The following is a 22,415-nucleotide window of genomic DNA, read 5'->3' on the forward strand; positions in this document are numbered from 1 at the left end:
AAAATAGTGACAAGGAGCCCTCTTTGCTGATCATATTAGCCTCTTTAGCGATATTTTTTTTGATAGTATTGAGTATTTTCTCTTTTTCAAAAACTGCCGAGCATGCTCGAATGTTGGCACACAAAATGACGGTAGAAATCAGAAATCTCAACACTGAACTCGAAAACATGATCAATTCAGCACCCAACCCGATTATCGTCCATTCAGAAGACGGTACAATCGTAAAAATAAATCGGGCATGGAGTGATATTTGCGGCTACACGCATGAAGAAACTCCTACGGTTGACATATGGGTTGATAAAGTTTATAAAGAGCAGCAAGAAGGGATAAAAGAATATATCCGAAGCCTATACAAAATAACGCAAAAAGTAGATGAAGGCGAATTCTCGTTTTACAGTAAATCCGGTGAAAAAGTGACCTGGCAATTCAGTACAGCACCCTTTGGAATACTTAATGGGAAGAAAACAGTCATATCTTCTGCAATGGACATCACAGAGCTCAAGAACAAAGATCATATGCTTATAATGCAATCACGTCACGCGGCAATGGGTGCAATGATTTCGATGATAGCCCATCAGTGGCGACAGCCTCTCGCATCCATTGCTGCGATTTCAGGAACCTTAAATCTGCAAGCGATGCTGGGTCAATACGACCAGGAGCACTTCGCGGAAAAATTAAACCTAATCAGTGACCTTGCAATAGATTTATCGGATACGATCAATGATTTTAGAAACTTTTTCAAAGAAGATAAAACAAAACAATTATCGAGTTGGAAAGAATTGATTAATGGTAGTCTTGAGATCATACAGCCAATGTTGATAGCTAAGAACATACAGATGGACGTTTCTTACGGCGAAGATCATTTTTTTATGACCTACCCTCGTGAAATAACACAGGTAATCCTCAATATTTTTAAAAATGCAGAAGATGTTTTGATCGAAAATTCTATCCTACACCCAAAAATTTGGATTCGAATATCCTCTCAAAATGGGCAGGCCTCTCTAGAAATTGAAGACAATGGAGGAGGAATCCCCGCTGAACTTGTTGATAAAATTTTTGACCCTTATTTCAGTACAAAATTTGATAAAGATGGAACAGGCATCGGTCTATATATGTCCAAAACAATAGTCGAGCAGCATTGTAATGGAAAATTAACCGTTAACAATACGATTCATGGAGCATGTTTTAAAATTCAATTGCCGATTGAAAATCCAATGGATTCGAAAAATGATTTATCCGACGTAGAAAAACTGTTGCATTAAAACATCATTGAAAACGGCTAAATTCTTTCATTAATTTTCATCTGCAGCGTATTCATCCGTTCCATAAGATCCACTAATGCGGATGTATTTTTCATTTTCATACCCGCCAAACGATATTGTTCTTCCATCGATACAATACTGCTCAATTCAGAGAGAATATTTAACAGTTCAAGATTTAACTCTTCAATATTTTCATCCTGAAGAGTAGGATTTTGATGATTATTTGAAACCATTTTTATTTTTTCCTCTACTATTTCTTTTCAAAAATAATAATAAAAAATAGTCTCAATACAATCATAAAGATATTTTTTGGCTCCCAATCATTAGATTGGGAACAAAGAGATCTCTTTATAAGGTGATATTTTTGATGTCGGCAATTGCGTAAAGCTCAGCGTAAATCATTCCGACAAGGGCTTTTCGATTGGCACGGACGTTTAAATCTTCGGCATTGACCATAACGTTGTCGAAGAAGGTATCGAGCGGCGCTTTGAGAGCGAACAACGCATCCAAACGCTCTTCGAGGGTTTCATACTCTGATTCTATAACGGCTTTAGCCAACGTGAAGAGATTGCGTTCCGCATCGTTTTCAAACAACGATTCGTTAACGCTGAAACCTTTATCCATTGCTTCGTCTTTGAGGATGTTACTGACCCGTTTAAACGTGGAGAACGCTTCGATAAATGTGTCTGAAGATGCGATGGAAGCAACGGCTCGAATCTTACGGTCGATCTCCAGGAGATCAAGTTCGACATGAGCATCTTTGGCAACAACGGATTGGATGATTGATGGATTAACCCCGATATACGCTCCCGCAAGTCGTTCGATTACAAAGGTCTCAACGTTCTTTTTGTACTCTTTGCCTTGCGGATAGATCGATGAGAGCTGATCGATCAATGTAGAGAAATTGAGAGGGATTTGGTGTGCTACGGCGATTTTGATAATCCCGTTCACCGCACGGCGAAGAGCGAACGGATCGCGTGAACCGGTCGGAATCTCACCAATACTGAACATACCGATGAGGGTATCGACTTTCATCGACATTGCGACAATCGCGCTGAGCATCGTGCTCGGCAGTGCACTCTCTTCACCGCTTGGGAGATATTGCTCTTTAATCGCTGTTGCGACTTCAGTATCCTCACCGAGGGCAAGGGCGTAGTAATACCCCATAAGTCCCTGAAGTTCAGTAAATTCATAGACCATTTCGGACATCAAATCGGCTTTTGCCAACTCCATTGCACGCTCTAAGTGGTCAGGATTAATATTATCATATATTAAATTTGCAATAGTCGATGCGACCACTTTTTCACGAGTGATTTTCTCTGCCAATGTCCCTAAACCGTTCATAAATACGACTTTTTCCAACCCTTCGGTGCTAAGCCCTTTTTTGAGGTCGTTGCGATAGAAAAAGAGGGCATCAGAGAGGCGTGGGCGGAGAACGCGCTGATTTCCTTCGATTACGTGGGTAAAATCATTGGTCAGCGCATTCGATACGACGACAAATGCGTTGATAAGTTTGCCCTCTTTAAAGACCGGAAAATAACGCTGATGTTCTTTCATCGAGGTGATGATAACTTCGGGAGGCAATTCGAGGAAACTCTCATCAAAGCTTCCGAGTAATGGAGTAGGATGCTCGGTGATCGCAACAACTTCATCCAAAAGATCGACATCAACTTCAATGGTGATACCGTGCTCAGATTCGAGCGCAGCAAAATTTGCCAAGATCGATTCACGGCGGCTTTGCGGATAAAGATTCACCGATCCCTCTTTGAGCAAATCAAAATAGTGATGGATTGAGTTTACCGCTTTCGCTTCGAAATGACTGATACGATGGACATACGTTTCCAAAGATGATCGTACACCAAATAGCTCTACCTCTACAAGATCTTCACCCAAAGTGGCATTAATCCAGCGGATAGGACGGATAAAACTCTCGTGGTTACTGCCCCAACGCATCGATTTACCGAAGTTGAGACTTTTAATCCATTGTTCAATCATCTCTCCGAGAATTTCACTGCTGGAGCGTCCCGCAACGCTTCGACTGAAATAAAGGACCTCTTTACCCCCTTTTTCAGCACGCATAAGTTGATCGAACTCTACCCCGCATTTTTTCGCAAATCCCAAAGCCGCCGGAGTCGGAGCTCCGTCTTTGATTGCCATTTCAACAGGCGCTCCGTAAAACTCTTCGACACGGTCATCTTGATGTGTTTTAAATTCACGGTGCCACAAAACCAAACGGCGTGGCGTATAATAAAATTCAAACTCTCCCGCGAGAGCATTTTTTTCCAGTACGGCTAACCATTTTTTCTCGATCTCACTCAGTTCTTTGAGCAAAGGGACCGCAGGGAGTTCTTCAACACCGATTTCAATCAAAAGAGGTTTTAACATATCACTTATCCATCAATCATTTTTAAAGCCCGATTTTACCCCTTTGATGGTTAAAAATGGCTGTTGCTTTGGAAAAAATTAATTCAGAGATAAAGTATCCTATTTAGAAGAAGTTAAAAGTTTGGGTGAGTACAATACCCCCCTCATATTAAATTCAACAAGGAACAAAGATGCCAACCATCAATCGTTACGTAGATATCAGCACTGTAGATCGTGAAGCGAAAAAAGATTATATCGATCGTCATTCTCCGTTTATCCACTGTGCCGAGAATGCTAAAAAAGGGGAAAAATTTGCCGTTACGGTAAAAATGGGGAACGAATATTCTCACCCGGATGATTTCGATCACTTTATCGCCAACATCGCGCTTTACAATGGAGAAACATTGCTTGCACGTGCTGATTTTGTCCCGGGAACACTCGGAAATGAAAAAAATCATGCGGAAGTAACCTTCAACATCGTTCCAATGGGTAAAAAATTGACTCTGGTAGCGCACGGTTACTGTACTAAACACGGCGTTTGGGAATCAACACCGGTAGAAGTCGAAGTTCAAGAAGCTTCCACTTGCTGCGGCGGCGGGCACTGTTCGTAACTCTTCTTAAAGCCCTGATTTAGGGGGCTTTAACCTCTCACTTTCGCTTTATTCTTCAACAGCCAATAAAATTTCATACGCAATTCTCGCATCACTCACAGAAAAATCGTATTTGACTAAAACCGCTTCAACCTCTTCGAACGGGGTAATCCCTTTGAGCGTGAAGAGCGTTCGGGCACACTTCAAAGCCGCACACGTTTTTGGTTCAAGCCCATCATCAGGACTAAGTGAATAGCACAATGAGTTGACAAATATCTTCTCAAAATTCCAAAATTCAAACAATTGAGCCGCCAACTCATCACTGGAACGTCCCAAAATATTTTTTTCTTCAATACTCAGTTTTTCCGGTTCATTTTCACTAAAGCTGTACGATTGATGCGTAAACATAAGCACATAAGAGGTAACCAAGCGCCCTATTTCGAGAATAAAGGTTAATCCGCCCAAGGACTGGAGAATGGCACGGTGTTTTTTACCAAGCCAAATATCCAAAAATCGTTGTTGTTGTTCCATCACTCGAAACCATTGGTGTACATCAATCCCATACGGGGCTACATCGGTAAAAGGATGGGCTCTTAACGCCGCTGTAAGTGCCATTCCACGAACCGCCGCAATACCAAAAAGTGCAATTGCCTGAGAGATTGACGTAATCGGATAACGAAATCCATGATAGGGTACATTGGAAAAGCGTAAAATATCCGTATAGAGCATCGGATCGGACTCTATAACACGAATGACCGCTTTTAAATCTATCTCATCTGCCATGCAAAGTTCATTGAGTTTGTTAATTGATTCGGGTAATGGAGGAAAAGATTCTATCGAATAAAGTAGATTGCTACCCACACTCAGCCTTTGGAAAATAATTGAACGTATCGGTCGGATTTTAGCATGATTTTTAAATTTTTTTTCCATATAACCTTTGCTATTACTTAATTTTAAATCTTATCGAGATAATATAAGCAATAAATTTATCCAAAAATAGAACAATTATTGATCAAATAAATACATTTTAAAATTAAAATTATTTAGTAAGACAATATGCTTTTCATCATTATTTTGAATTCTTAAAAGGCTGTGTGTGAATATAATGTCCATTTCTAAATCGCATAAAAGATTGAATGACATCCATGCACATGAGAAGAAGCGTGAGTTTGAGATCCTTGCAATGGCCATGAAAAATGCGTCGGACAGTATGATTGTAACGGATCGATACAACAATATTATCAAAGTGAATAACGCTTTTGTCAACACATTTGGGTATGACGAAAAAGAAGTGATCGGGAAAAATACCCATTTTCTCTCCTCTCCCAAACACGATAGCTCTTTTTACGATCAAATGTGGAATACCTTATTGCGAGAAAAGCATTGGAGCAGTGAAATTTGGAACAGGCGTAAAAATGGAGATATCTTTCCGGCATGGGTGAGTATAAGCGCCATCATGGATGAAAATAAAAAAATCCAAAATTATCTCGCCATTTTTACCGATTTATCCGCATTACGAGAGAGCCAAGAACAATCACTGAAACTGGCCTACTACGATCAGTTGACCGGATTGCCGAATCGCCAAAAAATCGTTGCCGATATGGGTCAAAGAAACCCGTCGGTTTGTGTCATATTTAATATCGACGACTTTAAAGAAATCAATGATTTTTACGGGATCGAAACGGGCGACAATATTTTGAATCAGGTTGGACACTGGTTTAGTAAAATGAATTTCTCCCCGTACCGCATCAGCGGTGATGAATTCGCCATTTTGTTGTATGAAAACTTTACGTGGCATGATCTACGGAATCGGATTAAGGCGTTAATGTCGTTATTGGATGAAAAGATCTTTTTAGTCCGAAATGAAACGATTAACATCCGGATGACCGTCGGTGCTGCGATCGGTCACAGCAAACTGTTGACACGTGCCGATATTGCTTTAAACGGAGCGAAAAAAGACAAAACATCCATTGCACTTTATGCCGAACATGAAAATATTGAAGAGACCTATCGTTCCAATATGAGAATGAGCGCCATGATCCGTATTGCTCTGGCGCAAAAACGGATCATTTGCCATTATCAACCGATCGTAAATCTCATCACCGGAGAGATTAATAAATACGAAACATTGGTCCGTATGGCGGACACGGATAACAATATGATATTTCCTGCAACATTTTTGTCTATTGCCAAAAAAACGAAACTCTATCCTCAAATTACCATAGAAGTTGTCAATCAAGCCTGTGCTCTTTTTGCAAACCGAAATGAAGAGTTTTCCATTAATCTCTCCGATAGCGATATTCGAAATCCTCACATCGTCAACGAAATTATCCATACGATTACAAAAACCAAAACGGCATCACGAATCGTTTTTGAAATTCTCGAATCCGAAGGGATCGAAAACTATGAAGAAGTAGTCGAATTTATTACCACCGTAAAAGCATTAGGGGCAAAAATAGCGATTGATGATTTTGGGACCGGATACTCCAACTTTGAAAATATTCTCAAGCTTAATGTTGATTACATCAAAATCGACGGCTCTCTTATCCAAGGGATTACGGATAATCCGAGGCACCATATTGTTGTCGAAACTATCGTTAATTTTGCCCACAAAATCGGGGCCAAAACCATCGCTGAATTTGTAAGTTCTGAAGCGATTTATACCGTAGTCAAAGAGCTTGGGATTGATTATTCCCAAGGATACTATACCGGTAAACCCGAAGAAATCATCTCATCACCTTAAGTTTATTCATTCTATTTATCTCCTTTTAACCCCATCTTCTTTATACTCTCTCAAATTCATAGAAGTGAAACCCGTGGACTCTTTTCAAAATCTCGCACTGCTCGAAAATCTTTACCGTTTAAAATCACTGGGCTACACCTATGTCGATCCGATTACACCCAATATTCAAACCACTTCGAGTACATTACCCGATTCGATAAGCACCTTGGCTCAAAGCATTGCACAATGTTATCTGTGCGATCTGAGTAAATCACGTCGCCAAAGCATGATCGGCTGCGGTGATCCCAAAGCACCGTTGATGTTTATCGATGCCTATGTCTCTGCCGCAGAAGATGAAGCCGCAGGATATTACATCGGAAGATCAGGGGTGATGTTACGCGATATGATCGAAAAAGTGATCAATCTCACCATTGAAGAGGTTTATTTGACCCATGCCGTTAAATGCAAACCCTTTGGTTTTCAAAATCCATCATCCAGTGAATGCAACAGCTGTACTCCCTTTTTGTCCAAACAAATCTCACTCATAAAACCTCGCATACTCGTCACACTCGGACCCGATGCGTACCAAATCCTGACCGGTGACAATGGAGATTTTGAGCGCGTTCGCGGAGAAGTGATCCCTTTTGGAGATGCGCTGTTGATACCGATGTACCATCCCCTCTATCTCGTTCGGAATCCATCGCTCAAAAAAGAGACCATGCGTGATTTACAAACCATCAAGGCTCAGTTATTATGATTTTCATCCGTATCTTTTTTATTGCATCGATCCTTTTTTTCTCGACTTATGCCCAAAATATGACGATTCGAAAGTCCTCTGACACATCGCCCCTTTCACGTAATGTTACCCCAGTGGATTCAACCATTAAAATTGCCATTATCTCTTCACCCAAAGTTATTGGAAAATACTCTCAGACCCTTTATAATGTCTCACTTGCCACCCTTTTAAGCCGACGCAGTGATCATTTTGAACTTAAACGCTACGATATGCCGGATGAATCTGCCGCCTCACTCTCTCGCGTCTTGGAAGAAGTACGTCATGATGGGATGGATGCGATACTCGCCCCTCTCACCGCAATGGGAGCCAAAGAGATGATTACTCTCAATACCAATCTCCCCGTCTTTATCCCCACCGTCCACAAACGCGACCTCCCCGATGCACCTGAGAATTTTACGTTCGGAGGGATCGATTATGTTGCCCAAATCGAAGCGCTGCTCCCGTATATGGGTGATTCAATCGCCATTTTTTATGACAGTTCATCGGTCGGAACCCAGCTAAAAGCTACTACGGAAGAGGTATTTTTTGCCCATAAAAGTGAAAAGAAGAGGGTTTCTAGCTATCCGGTAGATTTGAGGGGAGACAACATTATCTCCCATCTCTCAAAGCCATCGAAATTTAATAAAGCGAGCGTTATTCTCCATATTCCGGTCGTCAAAAGCGCTCTTCTCACCGCACATATGACATTTACCGGAGTCAAAGAGAAAAACATCCTCTCAACGCAGATCAATATCGATCCCACACTCCTCACTCTAACCCAATACAATGACCGTAAAAATATGATCCTTGCTAACTCTTTGATCGAATTTCCCTCAACAATTTACGAGGCTAATGCCCTGATGAATAATGATATCACCGTCGATTGGATCCAATACTCCACCAGTGTCGGTATCGACTATTTGATTTCAGATCTCACCCATACCCATAGGGAGTACACTATGCGTCTTATTAATGCTCAGGTGATTTATCCTGTCGAATTACTGCGTGCGAAAGAGTTTGGTTTTGAACCCCTTAGCGCCCGATAAAACGATTTTTTCCGACAACGTTGGATTATTTAATCATTTAACCCCTGATCAGCAGAAAAAAATCGAGCAAATCGGTATTCTTCGTCATTATTCAGCAGGAGAAATTGTCTTTTATGAGGGAGATGAAAGCAATTATTTCCATTTTCTTCTCCAGGGTGAAGTTAATGTTTTTAAAGTATCCGCCAGCCATGAGACGATGCTAATCCACCGTTTCCGCGCCCCCTCACTGATCGCTGAAGTTGCCACTCTCAAACAAATCCCCTACCCAGCATCGTGTGAATCTACTCAAAACTCCACTGTTCTTAAAATTTCGCGTGACCCGTTTTTGCAACTGATCCAAAACGACCCCTCTTTGAGCATCGCACTCATCTCATCTTTGACACAAAAAATCGGAGCATTAGAGAGCTCACTGCAGCGGCACAGCGCTCCGAATGCATTGGCAAAAGTAGCACGTTTAGTCCGTGATGACCCGAATATTTTTCAACGTCTCAAAGGGATTGAAATAGCTCGCTTGATCGGAATCACCCCCGAAACGCTCTCTCGAATGCTTAAAAAACTGAAATCTGAAGGGGTTATTACTATGTCAAAAGTAAATGGCATAACCCTTTTGCTCTCTGATGAACTTAACCGTTACAGCGGAGAATAATTTTCCTTTAAGAGAAGCAGTGATAGAGTTGGATTATCTATCAATAAGGGGTATTTAATGGGAAAAAGAGGGATTTCACTTCTGCGCGGGATTGAAGCACAAACCGTGTATGAACTTCTGAATAAAGCATATTGTGATGAATGGCTCGCATACTACCAATATTTTATCGAATCCAAAGTGGTGAAAGGGTTGATGAAAGACGCCGCTATCGTCGAACTCACTCAGCACGCCGCCGATGAACTTCGTCATGCCACAATGCTATGCGATCGTATCATTCAACTCGGTGGAACTCCTGCTCTACACCCTGCTGAGTGGTTAACCAATACCAATTGCGGTTACGATGCACCCACGGAACCTGATGTACGTAAAGTACTGGAACAAGCGATTAAAGGGGAACAATGTGCCATCGGTGTTTACTCAAACATCCTCGACATTACACGTGAAAAAGATATTATTACCTACGATTTGGTCTCTCAAATTTTAGCCGATGAAGTGGAGCATGAAGAGGATCTTCAAGCGTTGTTTGACGATATCGAAGAGTTCATCGAGCAGTTCAAGAAATAAGAATGAAATATCCATTTTTTCTCTCCATTTTTATGGCTTTATCACTTCAGGGAGCCGATATACTAGAACTGGTTGGGCTGCTTGATCGTAACGACACCCAAACATTTCACTCACGTATCCAAACCCTTAGCGATGCCAACACAGCGCGCGAGGATAATAATAAAACCATTTTGATGTATGCCGTGTGGGTCGGAAATACTGAGGCGGTCAAGTATCTGATCGAAAAAGGGGCCGATGTTAATGCTCAAGATGCAGGAGGTGCCACAGCATTGCATCTTGCGGCATGGAGAGGTCATACGCCTATCGCTGTGTATTTGATTGAAAAAGGTGCATCTGCAAATGCCATGAGCAAAGAGGGGATGACTCCGCTGGATATTGCTATGATGCGTGAAAATCATGAAATCGGTGCAGCAATCGAAAAAGCAGCTCCCAAACTCAAGCCCCTACTCTAAAGCGGATAAAAACGCTTTTTCCTCTGCAGGGATTTTCGTCATATTCCCTGCGAAATTGATATAAACCAAATCGATTTTCATTTCAAATATTTTTTCATCTTCACGAAAAATCTGCTGCAATAAGCTAAACGAAGCATTTTTTATCTGTATGAGGGTTGTTTTTACCGCTAAAATGTCTCCAAACTTAGCACTTTTGAGATAATCGGCTTCGATGTGCTTCGCCACAAAATGCCCCCCTTCCAATATCGGAGAACGCCCCGCATCAAAAAAGAGCTGACTTCGGGCCCGTTCGCAAAAATTGAGATAATTGGAGTGATAAACAACTCCGCCGACATCGGTATCTTCATAGTAAACTCGTATTTGCATTCATAACCTTCTACCTATATATTCGTCCATTCTACCGAAATCACTTCCAAAAGCCAATTAGCATTCGATAGATCAAGCATATTTCTTTATAATATCGCCCAATAAATTATAGGAAATTATATGGATTTAAAACAACAGTTAATCGATTTCGGATGCGGGATCGAATTTGTCGATATTGCGCTGGGTTACGCACCGTTTTATCAACCGGATCAGGATATTGAAACTTTTATTGAGTATGTCGAAGAAGAACATGCCAAAGTAGAGGAAGCTGAAGCGCTCAAAGAGTTAGAAAAAGAAACGATCAAACCATCCGATCTTACTGAAGCATTTATGGAGTTTGAGAGTGAAGAGGGTATTTAACTTTTCTCACCGATGACAACTTGATTTCGACCGTGCTCTTTGGCCCGATAAAGCTGCATATCCGCTTCTCTGTATAGATCTTCGCACGTGGCGTGTGAACCCGTACGATAAAGGGCAATTCCGATTGAAATGGTAACATAAGGAGAAGCGTTGTTCTTCTCATGTACTATTGCCAACACCTCTATCGCACTGCGAATACGATTGGCAAGTTCAATATATTCATCCCTATCCATGCCGCTAACGATGATTCCAAACTCCTCTCCTCCTAAGCGAAACGCATACTCACCGCTGCGAGAAGTGTAAAATTTCAGGATATCGGAGACTCGCGTTAAAACATCATCCCCTGCCTGATGACCGTAGGTGTCGTTATAGAGCTTGAAATTATCAACATCAATCATCATTAATGCGAGTGATGAATCGTGACGTTTGATGCGGTTCATCTCTTCGTTGATCGTCTTAATGTAAAAACGGCGATTGTAGAGTCCGGTCATCGGATCGGTAATTGCCAGCTCTTCAATGATTTTTTTATCCGAGATATCGTATCGAACTGCCGTATATCCGGCTATTTCTCCGCCCACGATATTCGGCGTGATTGTTGTTTCGACCCAATAATAGCCGCCGTCCGCCTTTAAATTTTTGATCTCACCATGCCATGTTTTTCCGGATGTTATCGTTGTCCAGAGATCTTCAAACAATGAATCCGGCATATCGGGATGGCGTATAATGCGGTGATTATGCCCGATTAACTCCTCTCTCGCATAGCCGCTGATTTTACAAAATGCATCGGAAACATAGAGGATAATACCATTTTTATCGGTTTGGGATGTGATCACATAATGATCTATGATATTGATATATTCTTGAAGTTTTTCGGATTTCTTCTTGATACGGAATTCCAAATTCTGATTGAGTTCTTCGATCTCATTTTTTTGATTCTTCAAAAGGATATTTTGTTCATTAAGCTTAGCCATCTCCCGATTGATTTCGATAACCATATTTTTGAATGCATGTATCAATACCTGCCATTCATGATCGTATCCTTTGGCGTCAATCTGAATGTTATAATGTCCGCTTGAAACCAAATACGCATAATGCGTTAGTTTATGTATCGGTCTGGAAAAAGAGCGAAATGCCATAATGACCATAAAACCGATCACTAAAATACCGCTAAAAAATAAAATTATTAGCGAGGTTGTTGATTGATACCAGGACTCCAATAATTCGTTCTCTTCCATATGCACCGCTATTCCCCAGCGCAAATCTTTTTGATATCCCCAGGCAACCGCTAACTCATGCCCGGATTTATCGGATGTGTATTGCTGTCCGTATTTCCCTTTGAGGGCATTGTTAATTGCTTCAAGTTGAAATGAATTACAGGTAGCACATTCTTTTATATCACAATGTCGTGATGTTTTCGCATTGATCGACCTGCTATTACAAAAACCCGAGGTAACAACCCTACCTGTTTTTCCCAATTCACTATAATCATTAATGACCGAATTGATTACTTTATTGTCAATTTGAGCCGCCAATACACCAAGAATTTTCCCCTCTACTATAATAGGTTTAGCAATAAAAGCGGCATCTTCGTGACTAGGTTCGTAATAATCAAAATTGGAAATATAAGGTTTCTTCTGCTTCAAAGCATCCTGAAAAACATGCGCCAACAGTGTATTTTTATAGGGACCGTTGAGTAGGTTGGTATGCAGATCCTTTTCACGTTCAAAGGTGTAAATGATATCTCCGCTCAATGTGATCAAAAAAATATCGTAAAAACCGCTTTTCTCTTTGATATCAGCTAAGTTTTGTTGTAGATTCTTTGAAAAGAGTTGATCAGTCATCCACATTTTTTTATCGAAGATAGGATGATAGTGTGATGTAAAGGAGAAAAATTGATTTAGGTTATCAAGGGCATCATATCTTTGTACTACATACGCACCAAGAGCATCACTTTTATGATTTAAAATTTTTTGCAGATGATTCAAACCCTCTTGCCGAACAGTTTCCCTCACTTGCAACACAATAAAGGCAAGGATAAGAAACCATACCAATGACATTGCACCCAACCATAATAGTATCCGTTTTATGATTGTCATATTATTCATCAGAGCCACACAAAACTCCTTCCATCCTTAGCGAGAATACATTATAGGACTTTTTAGAAAAGAAACATACTGATTATATTAGTTTATTGAATATTATATAAATAACTTTAAGATAAAGAAGTTGTCTGTACAACGAAATAGAGTTCGTCTTTGAGGGTATTGAGACTTTTGATGACATTACTTCGACGGCTATCATCCAAATCAAAATGCTGCTCGATCGAATCGTAAATACGATCAATATTTGCATAAATTTCAACCATTAATTCCGCTTTGATTTTATCGTGTACGCCTGCCATAAATCATCCTGTTTATTTGACTGAATCTTTAGTAAAAAACTCAACCAAAAAAATTCCCCGAAAGGGGAAAAATGACGAGAAACAATGAAGTTTGCCCCCGGATGGAGGCGGTGTCCTTAGCGGACGAGGTCGAAGAAATAGTCAGTGGTCGCGATGTTTTTGGTATCTTCATCCAATTGATCAAGAACTTTGTTCGTGATCCAAGTAAGAAGGTTCAACGCTCCATCGTATCCGCTGATAGAGTAACGGTGAAGGTGATGACGGTCAAAGATCGGGAATCCGATGTAAATCAACGGAGTTCCTGTATCACGCATCAACTCTTTACCGTAGCTGTTACCGATCATGAAATCAACCGGCTCAGTGAACAAGAGTGAACGCATTGCCCACAAGTCTTTACCTGCCCATACATGGAGGCTGTCTTTAGCCGGAGAAGTATCGAGCATTGCTCTCATCTCAGCTTCCCAGCCGTTTGGTGCATTGTGGCAAAGAACATGAGTAGGTTCTGCACCCATCTCAAGGAGGAATGATACTGCACCGATTAGGAAGTCAGGATCACCCCAGATAGCGAATTTTTTACCGTGCATGTACGGATAGCTGTCTTGCATAGCATCAACAAGACGGCCACGCTCAGTTTTGAGTTTTTGTGGAACTTCAGTTCCAGTCAACTCTGCGAGTTTCATAACAAACTCATCGGTACCTTTAAGACCGATTGGGTTAGAACATCCACCAGCATGTTTCCAACGTTTTTCGACCATTTTCATGGTTTTAGACGTTGCGTATTTTTGAAGAGAGATTGTTGCACTTGAGTTGATACAATCTTTTGCGTCTTCAATTTTTGTTCCGCCTTGGAACATTTCGTAGTTACCAGCCGGCATATCCCATTGATCAGAGTGGTCACCCAACATGATATAGTCTGTTCCGAATGCTTCTACGATGCTTTTAACCGAACGAAGGCTTCCGATGTACGTTTCAAAACCAGGGATGATGTTGATACGTTGTTTCGTTTCGCCTTTGTTTCCTTCAGTGAGCTGAGACATGATACCGTGCATCATGTTGTCATATCCAGTGATATGGCTACCTACGAATGAAGGTGTGTGTGCAAAAGGGATCGGATATTCAGCCGGAAGGTATTCTCCGCCGTCCTCTTCTTTTGCCGCAAGGATAAATGCCATCAAGTCGTCCCCGATAACCTCTGCCATACATGTGGTAGAAACCGCGATCATTTTAGGTTTATACACTGCAGCACAGTTTTTAAGACCCTCTTTCATGTTCACCAATCCACCGAATACCGCAGCATCTTCAGTCATAGAATCCGAAACACAAGGAGTCGGCTCTTTGAAGTGTTTGGTAAAGTATGAACGGAAATACGCAACACATCCATGAGAACCGTGAACGTAAGGCATAGTACCCTCAAACCCGAGTGCAACCATAACAGCCCCAAGAGGCTGACATGCTTTTGCAGGGTTAACGGTGATCGCTTCACGAGCAAGGTTTTTCTCACGGTAATCCCATGTTTTGGTCCACTCAGCGATCTCTTCTACTTTTGCAGGGTTAACTGCAAGCATAGACGATTCGAATTGTTTTTTGTTTGCGAGTACTTCTTGGTACTCAGGGCGTTTAAACAGGTCTTTCCCGTTTACGATTTTTTCTATTTCTTGCATCGTCTCAACCTTCCTTTTCCCATGGTGCTTTTGAGTGCGCCCATACTGGTGAATTAATTGCTAAATCCATATCTTGTGCGAAAATCGCGAATCCGTCGTACCCGTGGTAAGGTCCGCTGTAATCCCATGAGTGCATTTGGCGATATGGGAGACCCATTTTTTGGAATACATACTTCTCTTTGATCCCTGAAGCTACAAGGTCAGGTTGAAGTTTTTTAACGAATGCTTCAAGCTCATACTCGTTGACGTCATCGTAGATAACAGTCGAGCGGAAAATCTCTTCTTTGGTACGTTTGTAGTCATCATCATGAGCGAACTCATAACCGGTTCCGATTACTTCCATACCTAAATCTTCGTAAGCACCGATAACGTGACGAGGACGAAGACCGCCGACGAACAACATAACCGTTTTACCCTCTAAACGAGGTTTGTATTTTGCAATCACTTGATCGATCATCGGTTGATATTTAGCGATAACTTCTTCACATTTTGCTTGGATACTTTCATCGAAGAAAGCAGCGATTTTGCGAAGAGATTTGATCGTTTGACTTGGTCCGAAGAAGTTATACTCGATCCAAGGTATCCCGAATTCTTTTTCCATGTGACGGCTGATGTAGTTCATTGAACGGTAGCAGTGAAGCAAGTTCAATTTCACTTTAGGAGTCAATGCCATCTCTTTAAGAGTCGCATCTCCTGACCATTGTGCAACAACACGAAGGCCCATCTCTTCCAAAAGGATACGGCTTGACCATGCATCACCACCGATGTTATAGTCACCGATGATCGCAACGTCATATTCAGTTACTTCAACATCATCCGTTCTTACATTAACTTCTGCATCAAAGATATAGTCGCGAACCGTGTCATTTGCGATGTGGTGACCCAATGATTGAGATACCCCACGGAAACCTTCACAGTTAACCGGTACGATTGTTTTGTTAAGCTCATTAGCTTTGGTTTTTGCAACCGCACCGATATCATCCCCGATCAAACCGATCGGACACTCTGATTGTACAGTGATACCGTTATTAAGTGGGAAAAGTTCTTCGATTTCATCGATACATTTACCCAATTTTTTATCTCCACCGAAAACGATGTTGTTTTCTTGGAAATCCGAACAGAAGTTCATTGTAACGAATGTATCGACACCGGTTACACCGATGTAATAGTTACGACGACCTGCACGGCTGTATTGACCGCATCCGATAGGACCGTGAGAGATGTGAATCATGTCTTTGACAGGACCCCATACAACCCCTTTAGATCCTGCATAAGCACAACCACGTTGACTCATAACACCCGGAACGGTTTTTTTGTTTGAGCGGACATCACCGCAGGTTTTTTGATTTTCATCATTTGGAGATCCGACACCGAGATGTTTTTCACGGTTTTTCGCCGCTTTCTCAGGATACGCTTTTAAGATCTCTTCAATGGCCGCTTTTTGTTTAGCTTCTAGTGTTTCTGGACCCATAATACACCCCTTCCTTACGCGACTTCGATACGGAATTGTTCCATCGAATCTAAGTTATGACACAATTTCATTGTCTCATCATCAGCTACATCTAAACGTTTAGAGATAGCAGACATTTGGTAACGGTTCATGTAGATCATGTATTTTTGTGCTTTATCAGGGTTCTCTTCTTTGAAGTAGTGAACCATAGCTTTAAACAAAAATGTATCTTTGTTTGTGTAGCTCAACCACTCTTTATCTTTATCTTTAGTACCCATCAAAAGTTTGATCTCTTTAACGTCACTGACATCTACGTCAGCCAATTTTTCTACCACTAATTCGTCTGGAATGATATTCCCCATTGAAGCTGGGAAGTGAAAACCTAATACAAACATCTAATCTCCTTTTTCTGTTGTTTTCTTTTCATTATTAACAAGATGTTATTTGTCATTTACATGACAGCCATAGAAGATTCCTCAAAAGAGGAACCTAATGCATTACGCTTCGTGCGCAGCTTTACCAACTTGTGACTCATCAACTTCGTCTTCGAGACCGAATGCAAGGAGCAAGTCTTCAAGCTCATCCATACTGATTGGAGTAGGGATGATTTTCATATCGTTGTAAACGATTTTACGAGCAAGCTCTTTGTATTCGCGAGCTTGGTCAGAATATGGGCTGTATTCAACAACCGTCATACGACGAAGTTCAGCATGCTGAACGATATTGTTACGTGGTACGAAGTGGATCAATTGTGTTCCAAGGCGTTGAGCAAGCTCAAGTGCCAAATCGTACTCTTTATCTGTCATACGAGCGTTACAAACAAGACCGGCAAGACGAACTCCACCAGTGTTTGCGTATTTCAAAATCCCTTTAGAGATGTTGTTCGCTGCGTACATCGCCATCATTTCGCCTGACATTACGATGTAAATTTCTTGTGCTTTACCTTCACGAATCGGCATTGCAAATCCGCCGCAAACAACGTCACCAAGAACGTCATAAGAAACGAAATCAAGTCCCTCTTCATCGTAAGCACCCTCTTCTTCGAGGAAGTTAATCGCTGTAATAACACCACGACCTGCACAACCTACTCCTGGCTCTGGTCCGCCTGACTCTGTGCAGTTGATCCAACCACCCGGAGTTTCTTTATCAAATAAGCCTTTACCCCAAAGACGAGCTTGTTCCATCTCAACATCTTCGATAGTGCCGTATTCTGCTGCAAGAGAAAGAATAGTATCTTGTGCTTTCTCGTGAAGAATCAAACGAGTTGAATCCGCTTTTGGATCACATCCAACGATCATAATATTTTTATCGAAATAGTGTGACATTGCTGCCAATGTATTTTGAGATGTAGTAGATTTACCGATCCCACCTTTTCCGTAGAACGCGATTTGTCGCAAGCTAGCTGCTCCAGCCATGTTATCCCCTTATTTTTGAACTTCACTTAGGTTGATGCAAGGGGTGTTCTATGGTTTTTTGCGACAATTGACTGAACATAACGACAAAATGGCATTTTGAAGACAAATTTGTAGGAATAGGTTTTGCAGGGGTCTCATAAACACCTTTTTCATTCATTTGATTAAAAAATAAGCGATCAATATGATCGAAAATTATTCCAAGCCGTTACACTTCCATTAAAAAGGGATGGTTTATGACGAATAAAGAAAAATCAATCCACAATCTCCACCAAGCGCGGACAACTCATATTCGCTGGGTCAATGCGATTAAACTTCTCGTTTCGGGTATTGAGACATCGCCTGATACCATTGCTCTCAGTCCGACCGATTCACTGTTTGGAAAATGGTTTTACGATGAAGCGATGCTCTTTAGTCTAGGAACTTCTCGAATGGTTCTCGAAGATATCGAAGAATTACTACTCACAGTGCATGACAAATACATGAAGATCTATCCTATCTATTATGGACAAAAAAAGAAAAATATTTTAGGTGGACTACTGGGAAGTAAAAATAAAGCAAGCGAACATGAAATCGAGCTCTCCCTTCGCTATTATGAAGAGATCATTGTCCTCTCGGATAAACTCAAACACAAACTTCGTATTTTAGAGAGTCAACTCATGAGTTTAGGAGAAGAGAAATTTGATCTCATTGCCGGATTTACAAACGTAGAAGTTCCAGCCCCGTTGAAGCTCAAAATCCCTGAACCGTCCAATAATGATGAAGAGGCTTATTATTATGGTACACGAGGGAGAGGGTAATTTCCTATTCCCGAAGCAGTGCTTCGAAAGCTTCTCTGGAAACTGGTTTATAATAATAGTACCCTTGGATCGAATTTATACTGTTGAGACGTAAAAACTCCATCTCCTCAGCGCTTTCTACCCCTTCAGCCAATACGTCCAAATCCAACCCTTTTGCCAATGCGATAATTGCTTTTGCAATCGTTTGATTTTTGGGTTCATGGGTTATATTTCGGACGAAAGAGATATCAATTTTTAATTTATTGATTGGAAGATTTTTAAGATACGAAAGAGAAGAATAGCCTGTGCCGAAATCATCAATCGATACATGGAATCCTTTTACCCGTAGCTCTTCTAGCATTACAATGACTTTTTCAGGGTTTGAAAGGATCGAACGCTCCGTGATTTCGAGCTCGATCCATTCAGGCTTACATTGTGTCTCTTCTAAAATCCGCTCTAAGATTGCTATAAAATCGGTATGGACAAACTGGTTCGCTGCGACATTGACCGCGATACGACCCACCAAAAGATTGGAATCAAACCATCGTTTAGCTGTTTTAAAACTCTCGACTAATACAAATTCGCCGATTGCAAGGATTAGGCTGCTCTCCTCAGCAATCGGAATAAAATCCGATGGGGATATCGAACCTTGCGGTGAAAACCATCGGAGAAGTGCTTCGACTCCTACCATCAAGCCGTTGTTTGGATCAACTTGGGGCTGATAATAGAGCTCTAATTCGTGATTGGATAACGCTTTTTTGAGATTAGTCGAAATCGCCATACGATGACGTGAACGTTCAGTTAACGTGCTGTTGTAAAAACTAAAGGTATTTTTCCCTGAATTTTTAGCATCATACATAGCAGCATCAGCACACTGTAATAGCTCCTCCGTCGTTTGAGCATCTTTCGGATATTTAGCGATTCCGATGCTCGCAGTGACATAAACATCCTTTTCATCTATCCTAAAGGGGTCATTAAACATATCGGATATCTTATCCATTATTCTATCAATCAAATTTTTACTTCTTTGACACTGCACGACAACAACAAACTCATCCCCACCGCTACGTACGATGAATGAATCAGGCGGAAAGGTATTTTGAAGAATATGGGTCACATCAATAAGTAATTTATCTCCGAAACTATGCCCGTAGGAATCATTGATCTCTTTAAATTCGTCCAGGTCAAGAAGCATAAATGCCAGTTTGACATTTTCAGAAAATTGCTTCTCCATAAACTCATGTAAACTGAGATGGTTGGGCAGTCCGGTAAGTTCATCATGATGTGCCAAATGATCGTACCTCTCTTTTTCCGCAATGATTCTAATTTGGTCTTCTTTCTGTCGTGTTATGTCTTGCATTACACCTTGAACTTTACTAACTTCCCCCTCTTCAATGACAGGTGAACCGACGGTTCGTACCCATTTATGGATTCCTGCAGCACTAATAATCTCCAGTTCCAAATCATACGCCCTACCCAGTGTAATGGCATCGTGTATCGCTTGCTCAATAATCGGGCGTGACTGAGGGGTATAAAATTCAAGTCCTTTGCTGACATCAATAGACTCATTTGGAGGAAGATCATGGATACGGATGAGCTCATCCGTCCATTCCCCCTTCATCGTTTTTGTATCAAAACTCCATCCCCCTATTTTGGCAATATAATTCGTTTGTGACAACAGCTGTTCATGGGCTCTTTTACGATATTTGCCGAGTTTTACCGCCCCATCAACTCGGGCGATCAACTCACCGCTGTGAAACGGTTTTGAGAGATAATCGTCCGCACCGGAATTCAGCCCTTCAGTTTTATCAATCTCTCCCGCACGAGCTGAGAGCAAAATAATCGGCAACGAATAGGTATATTCGGCAGAACGTATTTTCTTTAACAATTCAAAACCGTTTAATCGTGGCATCATGACATCGCTTAGGACAAGATCCGGCAAACTTTTTTGACACATTTCCCATGCATCTTCCCCATCAACGGCCAAAGAGACACTGTATCCGGCATCTTCCAGCAATCGTTTGATAAATTCCCGCATATCCGCATTATCATCGGCCACGAGAATCTCTCCTTTGGTATTCTCTTTTGGAGTATAAATTTCATCTTTTTTATTTTCACTGCTCCAGCGTTTTGCTTCAGCTATGTATGTTTGTGTATGTCGTGGCAGTTTTCCAGATGCTTCATCATAAGATCTCTTGTGCTCAGAAGCTTCATGCTGAATTCCCAATGGCATAGAAATGGTAAATGTCGTTCCCACTCCTACTTTGCTGGTAACTTCGATACTTCCCCCCTGAAGTTTCACCAGTTCTTGAACCAGCGACAAACCGATCCCTGTCCCCTCATAGGAACGTCCGTATGAATTTTCAACCCTGTAAAAACGTTCAAATAATTTTGGCAGTGCTTCTTCGGGAATTCCTATACCGGTGTCTTGAATACGCAAAACTGCTTTTCCGTTCTCAGATCGGGTCGATACGGTAATGGAACCGTCCTGGGTAAACTTGAATGCGTTAGAGAGGAGATTTAAAACAATTTTTTCCCACATCTCTCTGTCTATTTCCACCCACTCGCGCATAGGGGGACAATCTACAATTAATTGAACATTGGCAAGTTCGGATGCCGATGAAAAATTACTCGCCAAATCAGCTGTCAACGTTGAGAGATCCGTTGCTTCATACGCTGCTCTCGCCCGGCCTGCTTCAATTCGTGAAAAGTCGAGAAGATTGTTGACCAATTTCAACAATCGTAATGCATTGCGATGAATAATTTCAATATTTGCCGTAATCCGATCATCACCTAAATTTTGACGATTCCCAAGGAGTTCTTCAACAGGAGCCAACATTAAAGTCAAAGGGGTTCGGAACTCATGGGAAATATTGGAGAAAAATTCAGTTTTGAGTCGATCAAGCTCTTTGAGTTTGTCATTCAGAAGCATGAGTTCTTTTTCTCTGGCTTTAATGAGACGATTAGCCTCTTTCACCTCTTTCGCCCGTTTTAAGACCTCTGCTTCAAGCCTGTTTGTTTGCATATCCGATGATTGGCTGACGGTATTGTTCGCTTCTTTGAGCAATACAAAATCGGTTACATCTTCAACATTATGGATAATATATTCGACTTTATCCTCTTTTCCAAATATCGGTGCATTTACGGGACTCCAGTATTTTACTTCATATCCCTCACTGCCGTCTCGGAGCGGAATGTCGTATTTTTGTATTCCCATAATATCGGTTTGACCATATCGAACAACACTGTCCAAAGAAATATGCAGATCACTAACACCGCTGACGGATTCATCACTTGGATTATCAGGGAAAACTTCAAAGAGGGGTTTGCCTATGACATTTTCACGCATAATACCCGTCGCATTCAAATAGTAATCGTTTACAGCAACGATTGTGTAGGCTTCATCCGCCTGTAAAATAAGATAAGGATGGGGACTCGCTTCAAAGAGTAGCTTGAAAAAGATTTCAGACTGACGCATAGGAATCTTCCAATCAATTAGATTTTATTCCGTTATATTATAACGCCTAATTGTAACTTTGCAGTCCGATATCGTTGTACTGTACAA

General features: G+C 41.2%; 21 protein-coding genes. 10 read left to right on the forward strand and 11 right to left on the reverse strand.

Translation table 11 applies throughout. The annotated features are described in order from the left end of the window. The first annotated feature begins 23 nt into the window (after window positions 1–23). A complete protein-coding gene (locus B649_RS12210) occupies window positions 24–1,262 on the forward strand; it encodes a PAS domain-containing sensor histidine kinase (protein ID WP_015653727.1) in 1,239 nt (412 codons plus the stop codon). 17 nt (window positions 1,263–1,279) lie between these two features. Here B649_RS12210 and B649_RS06555 read toward each other — a convergent pair whose 3' ends face one another. Both B649_RS06555 and glyS read right to left on the reverse strand, forming a co-directional pair. Continuing rightward, a complete protein-coding gene (locus B649_RS06555; protein ID WP_015653728.1) occupies window positions 1,280–1,495 on the reverse strand; it encodes a hypothetical protein in 216 nt (71 codons plus the stop codon). 115 nt (window positions 1,496–1,610) lie between these two features. Next, the gene (glyS, locus tag B649_RS06560) at window positions 1,611–3,647 is read right to left on the reverse strand and encodes a glycine--tRNA ligase subunit beta (RefSeq protein WP_015653729.1); all 2,037 of its coding nucleotides are present in this window, start codon (window positions 3,645–3,647) and stop codon (window positions 1,611–1,613) included. 170 nt (window positions 3,648–3,817) lie between these two features. On the opposite strand from glyS, the gene B649_RS06565 reads away from it, so the two are divergent. Then, window positions 3,818–4,237 (forward strand): class II SORL domain-containing protein, encoded by a 420-nt coding sequence (locus B649_RS06565; protein WP_015653730.1) that lies wholly within the window; start codon window positions 3,818–3,820, stop codon window positions 4,235–4,237. Between the two features lie 48 nt (window positions 4,238–4,285). Here B649_RS06565 and B649_RS06570 read toward each other — a convergent pair whose 3' ends face one another. Then, window positions 4,286–4,999 carry an HDOD domain-containing protein gene (locus B649_RS06570; protein ID WP_291750829.1) on the reverse strand — a complete coding sequence of 238 codons (714 nt, stop codon included), beginning with the start codon at window positions 4,997–4,999 and terminating at the stop codon, window positions 4,286–4,288. A gap of 322 nt (window positions 5,000–5,321) precedes the next feature. Between B649_RS06570 and B649_RS06575 the strand changes: the two genes are divergently transcribed. The 6 genes from B649_RS06575 (at window position 5,322) to B649_RS06600 (ending at window position 10,421) form a co-directional block, all read left to right on the forward strand. After that, a complete protein-coding gene (locus B649_RS06575; RefSeq protein ID WP_015653732.1) occupies window positions 5,322–6,959 on the forward strand; it encodes a GGDEF domain-containing phosphodiesterase in 1,638 nt (545 codons plus the stop codon). A 73-nt stretch (window positions 6,960–7,032) separates the two neighbouring features. Then, the gene (locus B649_RS06580) at window positions 7,033–7,695 is read left to right on the forward strand and encodes a uracil-DNA glycosylase (protein WP_015653733.1); all 663 of its coding nucleotides are present in this window, start codon (window positions 7,033–7,035) and stop codon (window positions 7,693–7,695) included. Further along, a complete protein-coding gene (locus B649_RS06585) occupies window positions 7,692–8,759 on the forward strand; it encodes a hypothetical protein (protein WP_015653734.1) in 1,068 nt (355 codons plus the stop codon). The genes B649_RS06580 and B649_RS06585 overlap by 4 nt, the downstream gene beginning before the upstream one ends. After that, complete coding sequence (locus tag B649_RS06590; RefSeq protein WP_015653735.1) at window positions 8,737–9,405, forward strand: Crp/Fnr family transcriptional regulator; 669 nt, start codon at window positions 8,737–8,739, stop codon at window positions 9,403–9,405. Before B649_RS06585 ends, B649_RS06590 begins: the two co-directional genes overlap by 23 nt. 57 nt (window positions 9,406–9,462) lie before the next feature. After that, on the forward strand, window positions 9,463–9,969 hold the full coding sequence (locus B649_RS06595) for a ferritin-like domain-containing protein (protein ID WP_015653736.1): 507 nt from the start codon (window positions 9,463–9,465) through the stop codon (window positions 9,967–9,969). Between the two features lie 2 nt (window positions 9,970–9,971). Then, on the forward strand, window positions 9,972–10,421 hold the full coding sequence (locus B649_RS06600) for an ankyrin repeat domain-containing protein (RefSeq protein ID WP_015653737.1): 450 nt from the start codon (window positions 9,972–9,974) through the stop codon (window positions 10,419–10,421). Here B649_RS06600 and B649_RS06605 read toward each other — a convergent pair. Continuing rightward, window positions 10,413–10,787, reverse strand: coding sequence for a YbgC/FadM family acyl-CoA thioesterase (locus B649_RS06605; protein WP_015653738.1), 375 nt, complete (start codon window positions 10,785–10,787; stop codon window positions 10,413–10,415). The two genes, B649_RS06600 and B649_RS06605, sit on opposite strands and share 9 nt — an antisense overlap. Before the next feature lie 120 nt (window positions 10,788–10,907). On the opposite strand from B649_RS06605, the gene B649_RS06610 reads away from it, so the two are divergent. Then, window positions 10,908–11,147 (forward strand): hypothetical protein, encoded by a 240-nt coding sequence (locus B649_RS06610; protein ID WP_015653739.1) that lies wholly within the window; start codon window positions 10,908–10,910, stop codon window positions 11,145–11,147. On the opposite strand, the gene B649_RS12215 is transcribed toward B649_RS06610, so the two are convergent. The 6 genes from B649_RS12215 to nifH form a co-directional block, all read right to left on the reverse strand. Then, entirely contained in the window at window positions 11,144–13,252 is a 2,109-nt protein-coding gene (locus tag B649_RS12215) for a diguanylate cyclase (protein WP_291750969.1), read from the reverse strand. The two genes, B649_RS06610 and B649_RS12215, sit on opposite strands and share 4 nt — an antisense overlap. Before the next feature lie 107 nt (window positions 13,253–13,359). Then, entirely contained in the window at window positions 13,360–13,548 is a 189-nt protein-coding gene (locus B649_RS06620) for a hypothetical protein (RefSeq protein ID WP_015653741.1), read from the reverse strand. A 116-nt stretch (window positions 13,549–13,664) separates the two neighbouring features. After that, the gene (nifK, locus tag B649_RS06625; protein WP_015653742.1) at window positions 13,665–15,209 is read right to left on the reverse strand and encodes a nitrogenase molybdenum-iron protein subunit beta; all 1,545 of its coding nucleotides are present in this window, start codon (window positions 15,207–15,209) and stop codon (window positions 13,665–13,667) included. A 4-nt stretch (window positions 15,210–15,213) separates the two neighbouring features. After that, entirely contained in the window at window positions 15,214–16,680 is a 1,467-nt protein-coding gene (gene nifD / locus B649_RS06630) for a nitrogenase molybdenum-iron protein alpha chain (RefSeq protein WP_015653743.1), read from the reverse strand. 14 nt (window positions 16,681–16,694) lie between these two features. After that, window positions 16,695–17,054 (reverse strand): hypothetical protein, encoded by a 360-nt coding sequence (locus tag B649_RS06635; protein WP_015653744.1) that lies wholly within the window; start codon window positions 17,052–17,054, stop codon window positions 16,695–16,697. Between the two features lie 102 nt (window positions 17,055–17,156). Next, a complete protein-coding gene (gene nifH / locus B649_RS06640) occupies window positions 17,157–18,074 on the reverse strand; it encodes a nitrogenase iron protein (RefSeq protein ID WP_041192420.1) in 918 nt (305 codons plus the stop codon). Between the two features lie 233 nt (window positions 18,075–18,307). Between nifH and B649_RS06645 the strand changes: the two genes are divergently transcribed. After that, entirely contained in the window at window positions 18,308–18,871 is a 564-nt protein-coding gene (locus B649_RS06645) for a CZB domain-containing protein (protein ID WP_015653746.1), read from the forward strand. Window positions 18,872–18,875: 4 nt separating this feature from the next. On the opposite strand, the gene B649_RS12220 is transcribed toward B649_RS06645, so the two are convergent. Then, the gene (locus B649_RS12220; RefSeq protein ID WP_015653747.1) at window positions 18,876–22,328 is read right to left on the reverse strand and encodes an EAL domain-containing protein; all 3,453 of its coding nucleotides are present in this window, start codon (window positions 22,326–22,328) and stop codon (window positions 18,876–18,878) included. Window positions 22,329–22,415 lie beyond the last annotated feature (87 nt).

It is taken from the genome of Candidatus Sulfuricurvum sp. RIFRC-1, from assembly GCF_000310245.1.
Classification (GTDB): domain Bacteria; phylum Campylobacterota; class Campylobacteria; order Campylobacterales; family Sulfurimonadaceae; genus Sulfuricurvum.

Coding starts and splice junctions, on each gene's coding strand:
- B649_RS06635 (WP_015653744.1), bottom strand. CDS start 17,054: ATGTTTGTATTAGGTTTTCACTTCCCAGCTTCAATGGGGAATATCATT.
- B649_RS06575 (WP_015653732.1), top strand. CDS start 5,322: ATGTCCATTTCTAAATCGCATAAAAGATTGAATGACATCCATGCACAT.
- B649_RS12220 (WP_015653747.1), bottom strand. CDS start 22,328: ATGCGTCAGTCTGAAATCTTTTTCAAGCTACTCTTTGAAGCGAGTCCC.
- B649_RS06610 (WP_015653739.1), top strand. CDS start 10,908: ATGGATTTAAAACAACAGTTAATCGATTTCGGATGCGGGATCGAATTT.
- B649_RS06585 (WP_015653734.1), top strand. CDS start 7,692: ATGATTTTCATCCGTATCTTTTTTATTGCATCGATCCTTTTTTTCTCG.
- B649_RS06595 (WP_015653736.1), top strand. CDS start 9,463: ATGGGAAAAAGAGGGATTTCACTTCTGCGCGGGATTGAAGCACAAACC.
- B649_RS06565 (WP_015653730.1), top strand. CDS start 3,818: ATGCCAACCATCAATCGTTACGTAGATATCAGCACTGTAGATCGTGAA.
- B649_RS06570 (WP_291750829.1), bottom strand. CDS start 4,999: ATGGCAGATGAGATAGATTTAAAAGCGGTCATTCGTGTTATAGAGTCC.
- B649_RS06600 (WP_015653737.1), top strand. CDS start 9,972: ATGAAATATCCATTTTTTCTCTCCATTTTTATGGCTTTATCACTTCAG.
- nifH (WP_041192420.1), bottom strand. CDS start 18,074: ATGGCTGGAGCAGCTAGCTTGCGACAAATCGCGTTCTACGGAAAAGGT.
- B649_RS06555 (WP_015653728.1), bottom strand. CDS start 1,495: ATGGTTTCAAATAATCATCAAAATCCTACTCTTCAGGATGAAAATATT.
- glyS (WP_015653729.1), bottom strand. CDS start 3,647: ATGTTAAAACCTCTTTTGATTGAAATCGGTGTTGAAGAACTCCCTGCG.
- nifD (WP_015653743.1), bottom strand. CDS start 16,680: ATGGGTCCAGAAACACTAGAAGCTAAACAAAAAGCGGCCATTGAAGAG.
- B649_RS12215 (WP_291750969.1), bottom strand. CDS start 13,252: ATGAATAATATGACAATCATAAAACGGATACTATTATGGTTGGGTGCA.
- B649_RS06605 (WP_015653738.1), bottom strand. CDS start 10,787: ATGCAAATACGAGTTTACTATGAAGATACCGATGTCGGCGGAGTTGTT.
- B649_RS06620 (WP_015653741.1), bottom strand. CDS start 13,548: ATGGCAGGCGTACACGATAAAATCAAAGCGGAATTAATGGTTGAAATT.
- B649_RS06645 (WP_015653746.1), top strand. CDS start 18,308: ATGACGAATAAAGAAAAATCAATCCACAATCTCCACCAAGCGCGGACA.
- nifK (WP_015653742.1), bottom strand. CDS start 15,209: ATGCAAGAAATAGAAAAAATCGTAAACGGGAAAGACCTGTTTAAACGC.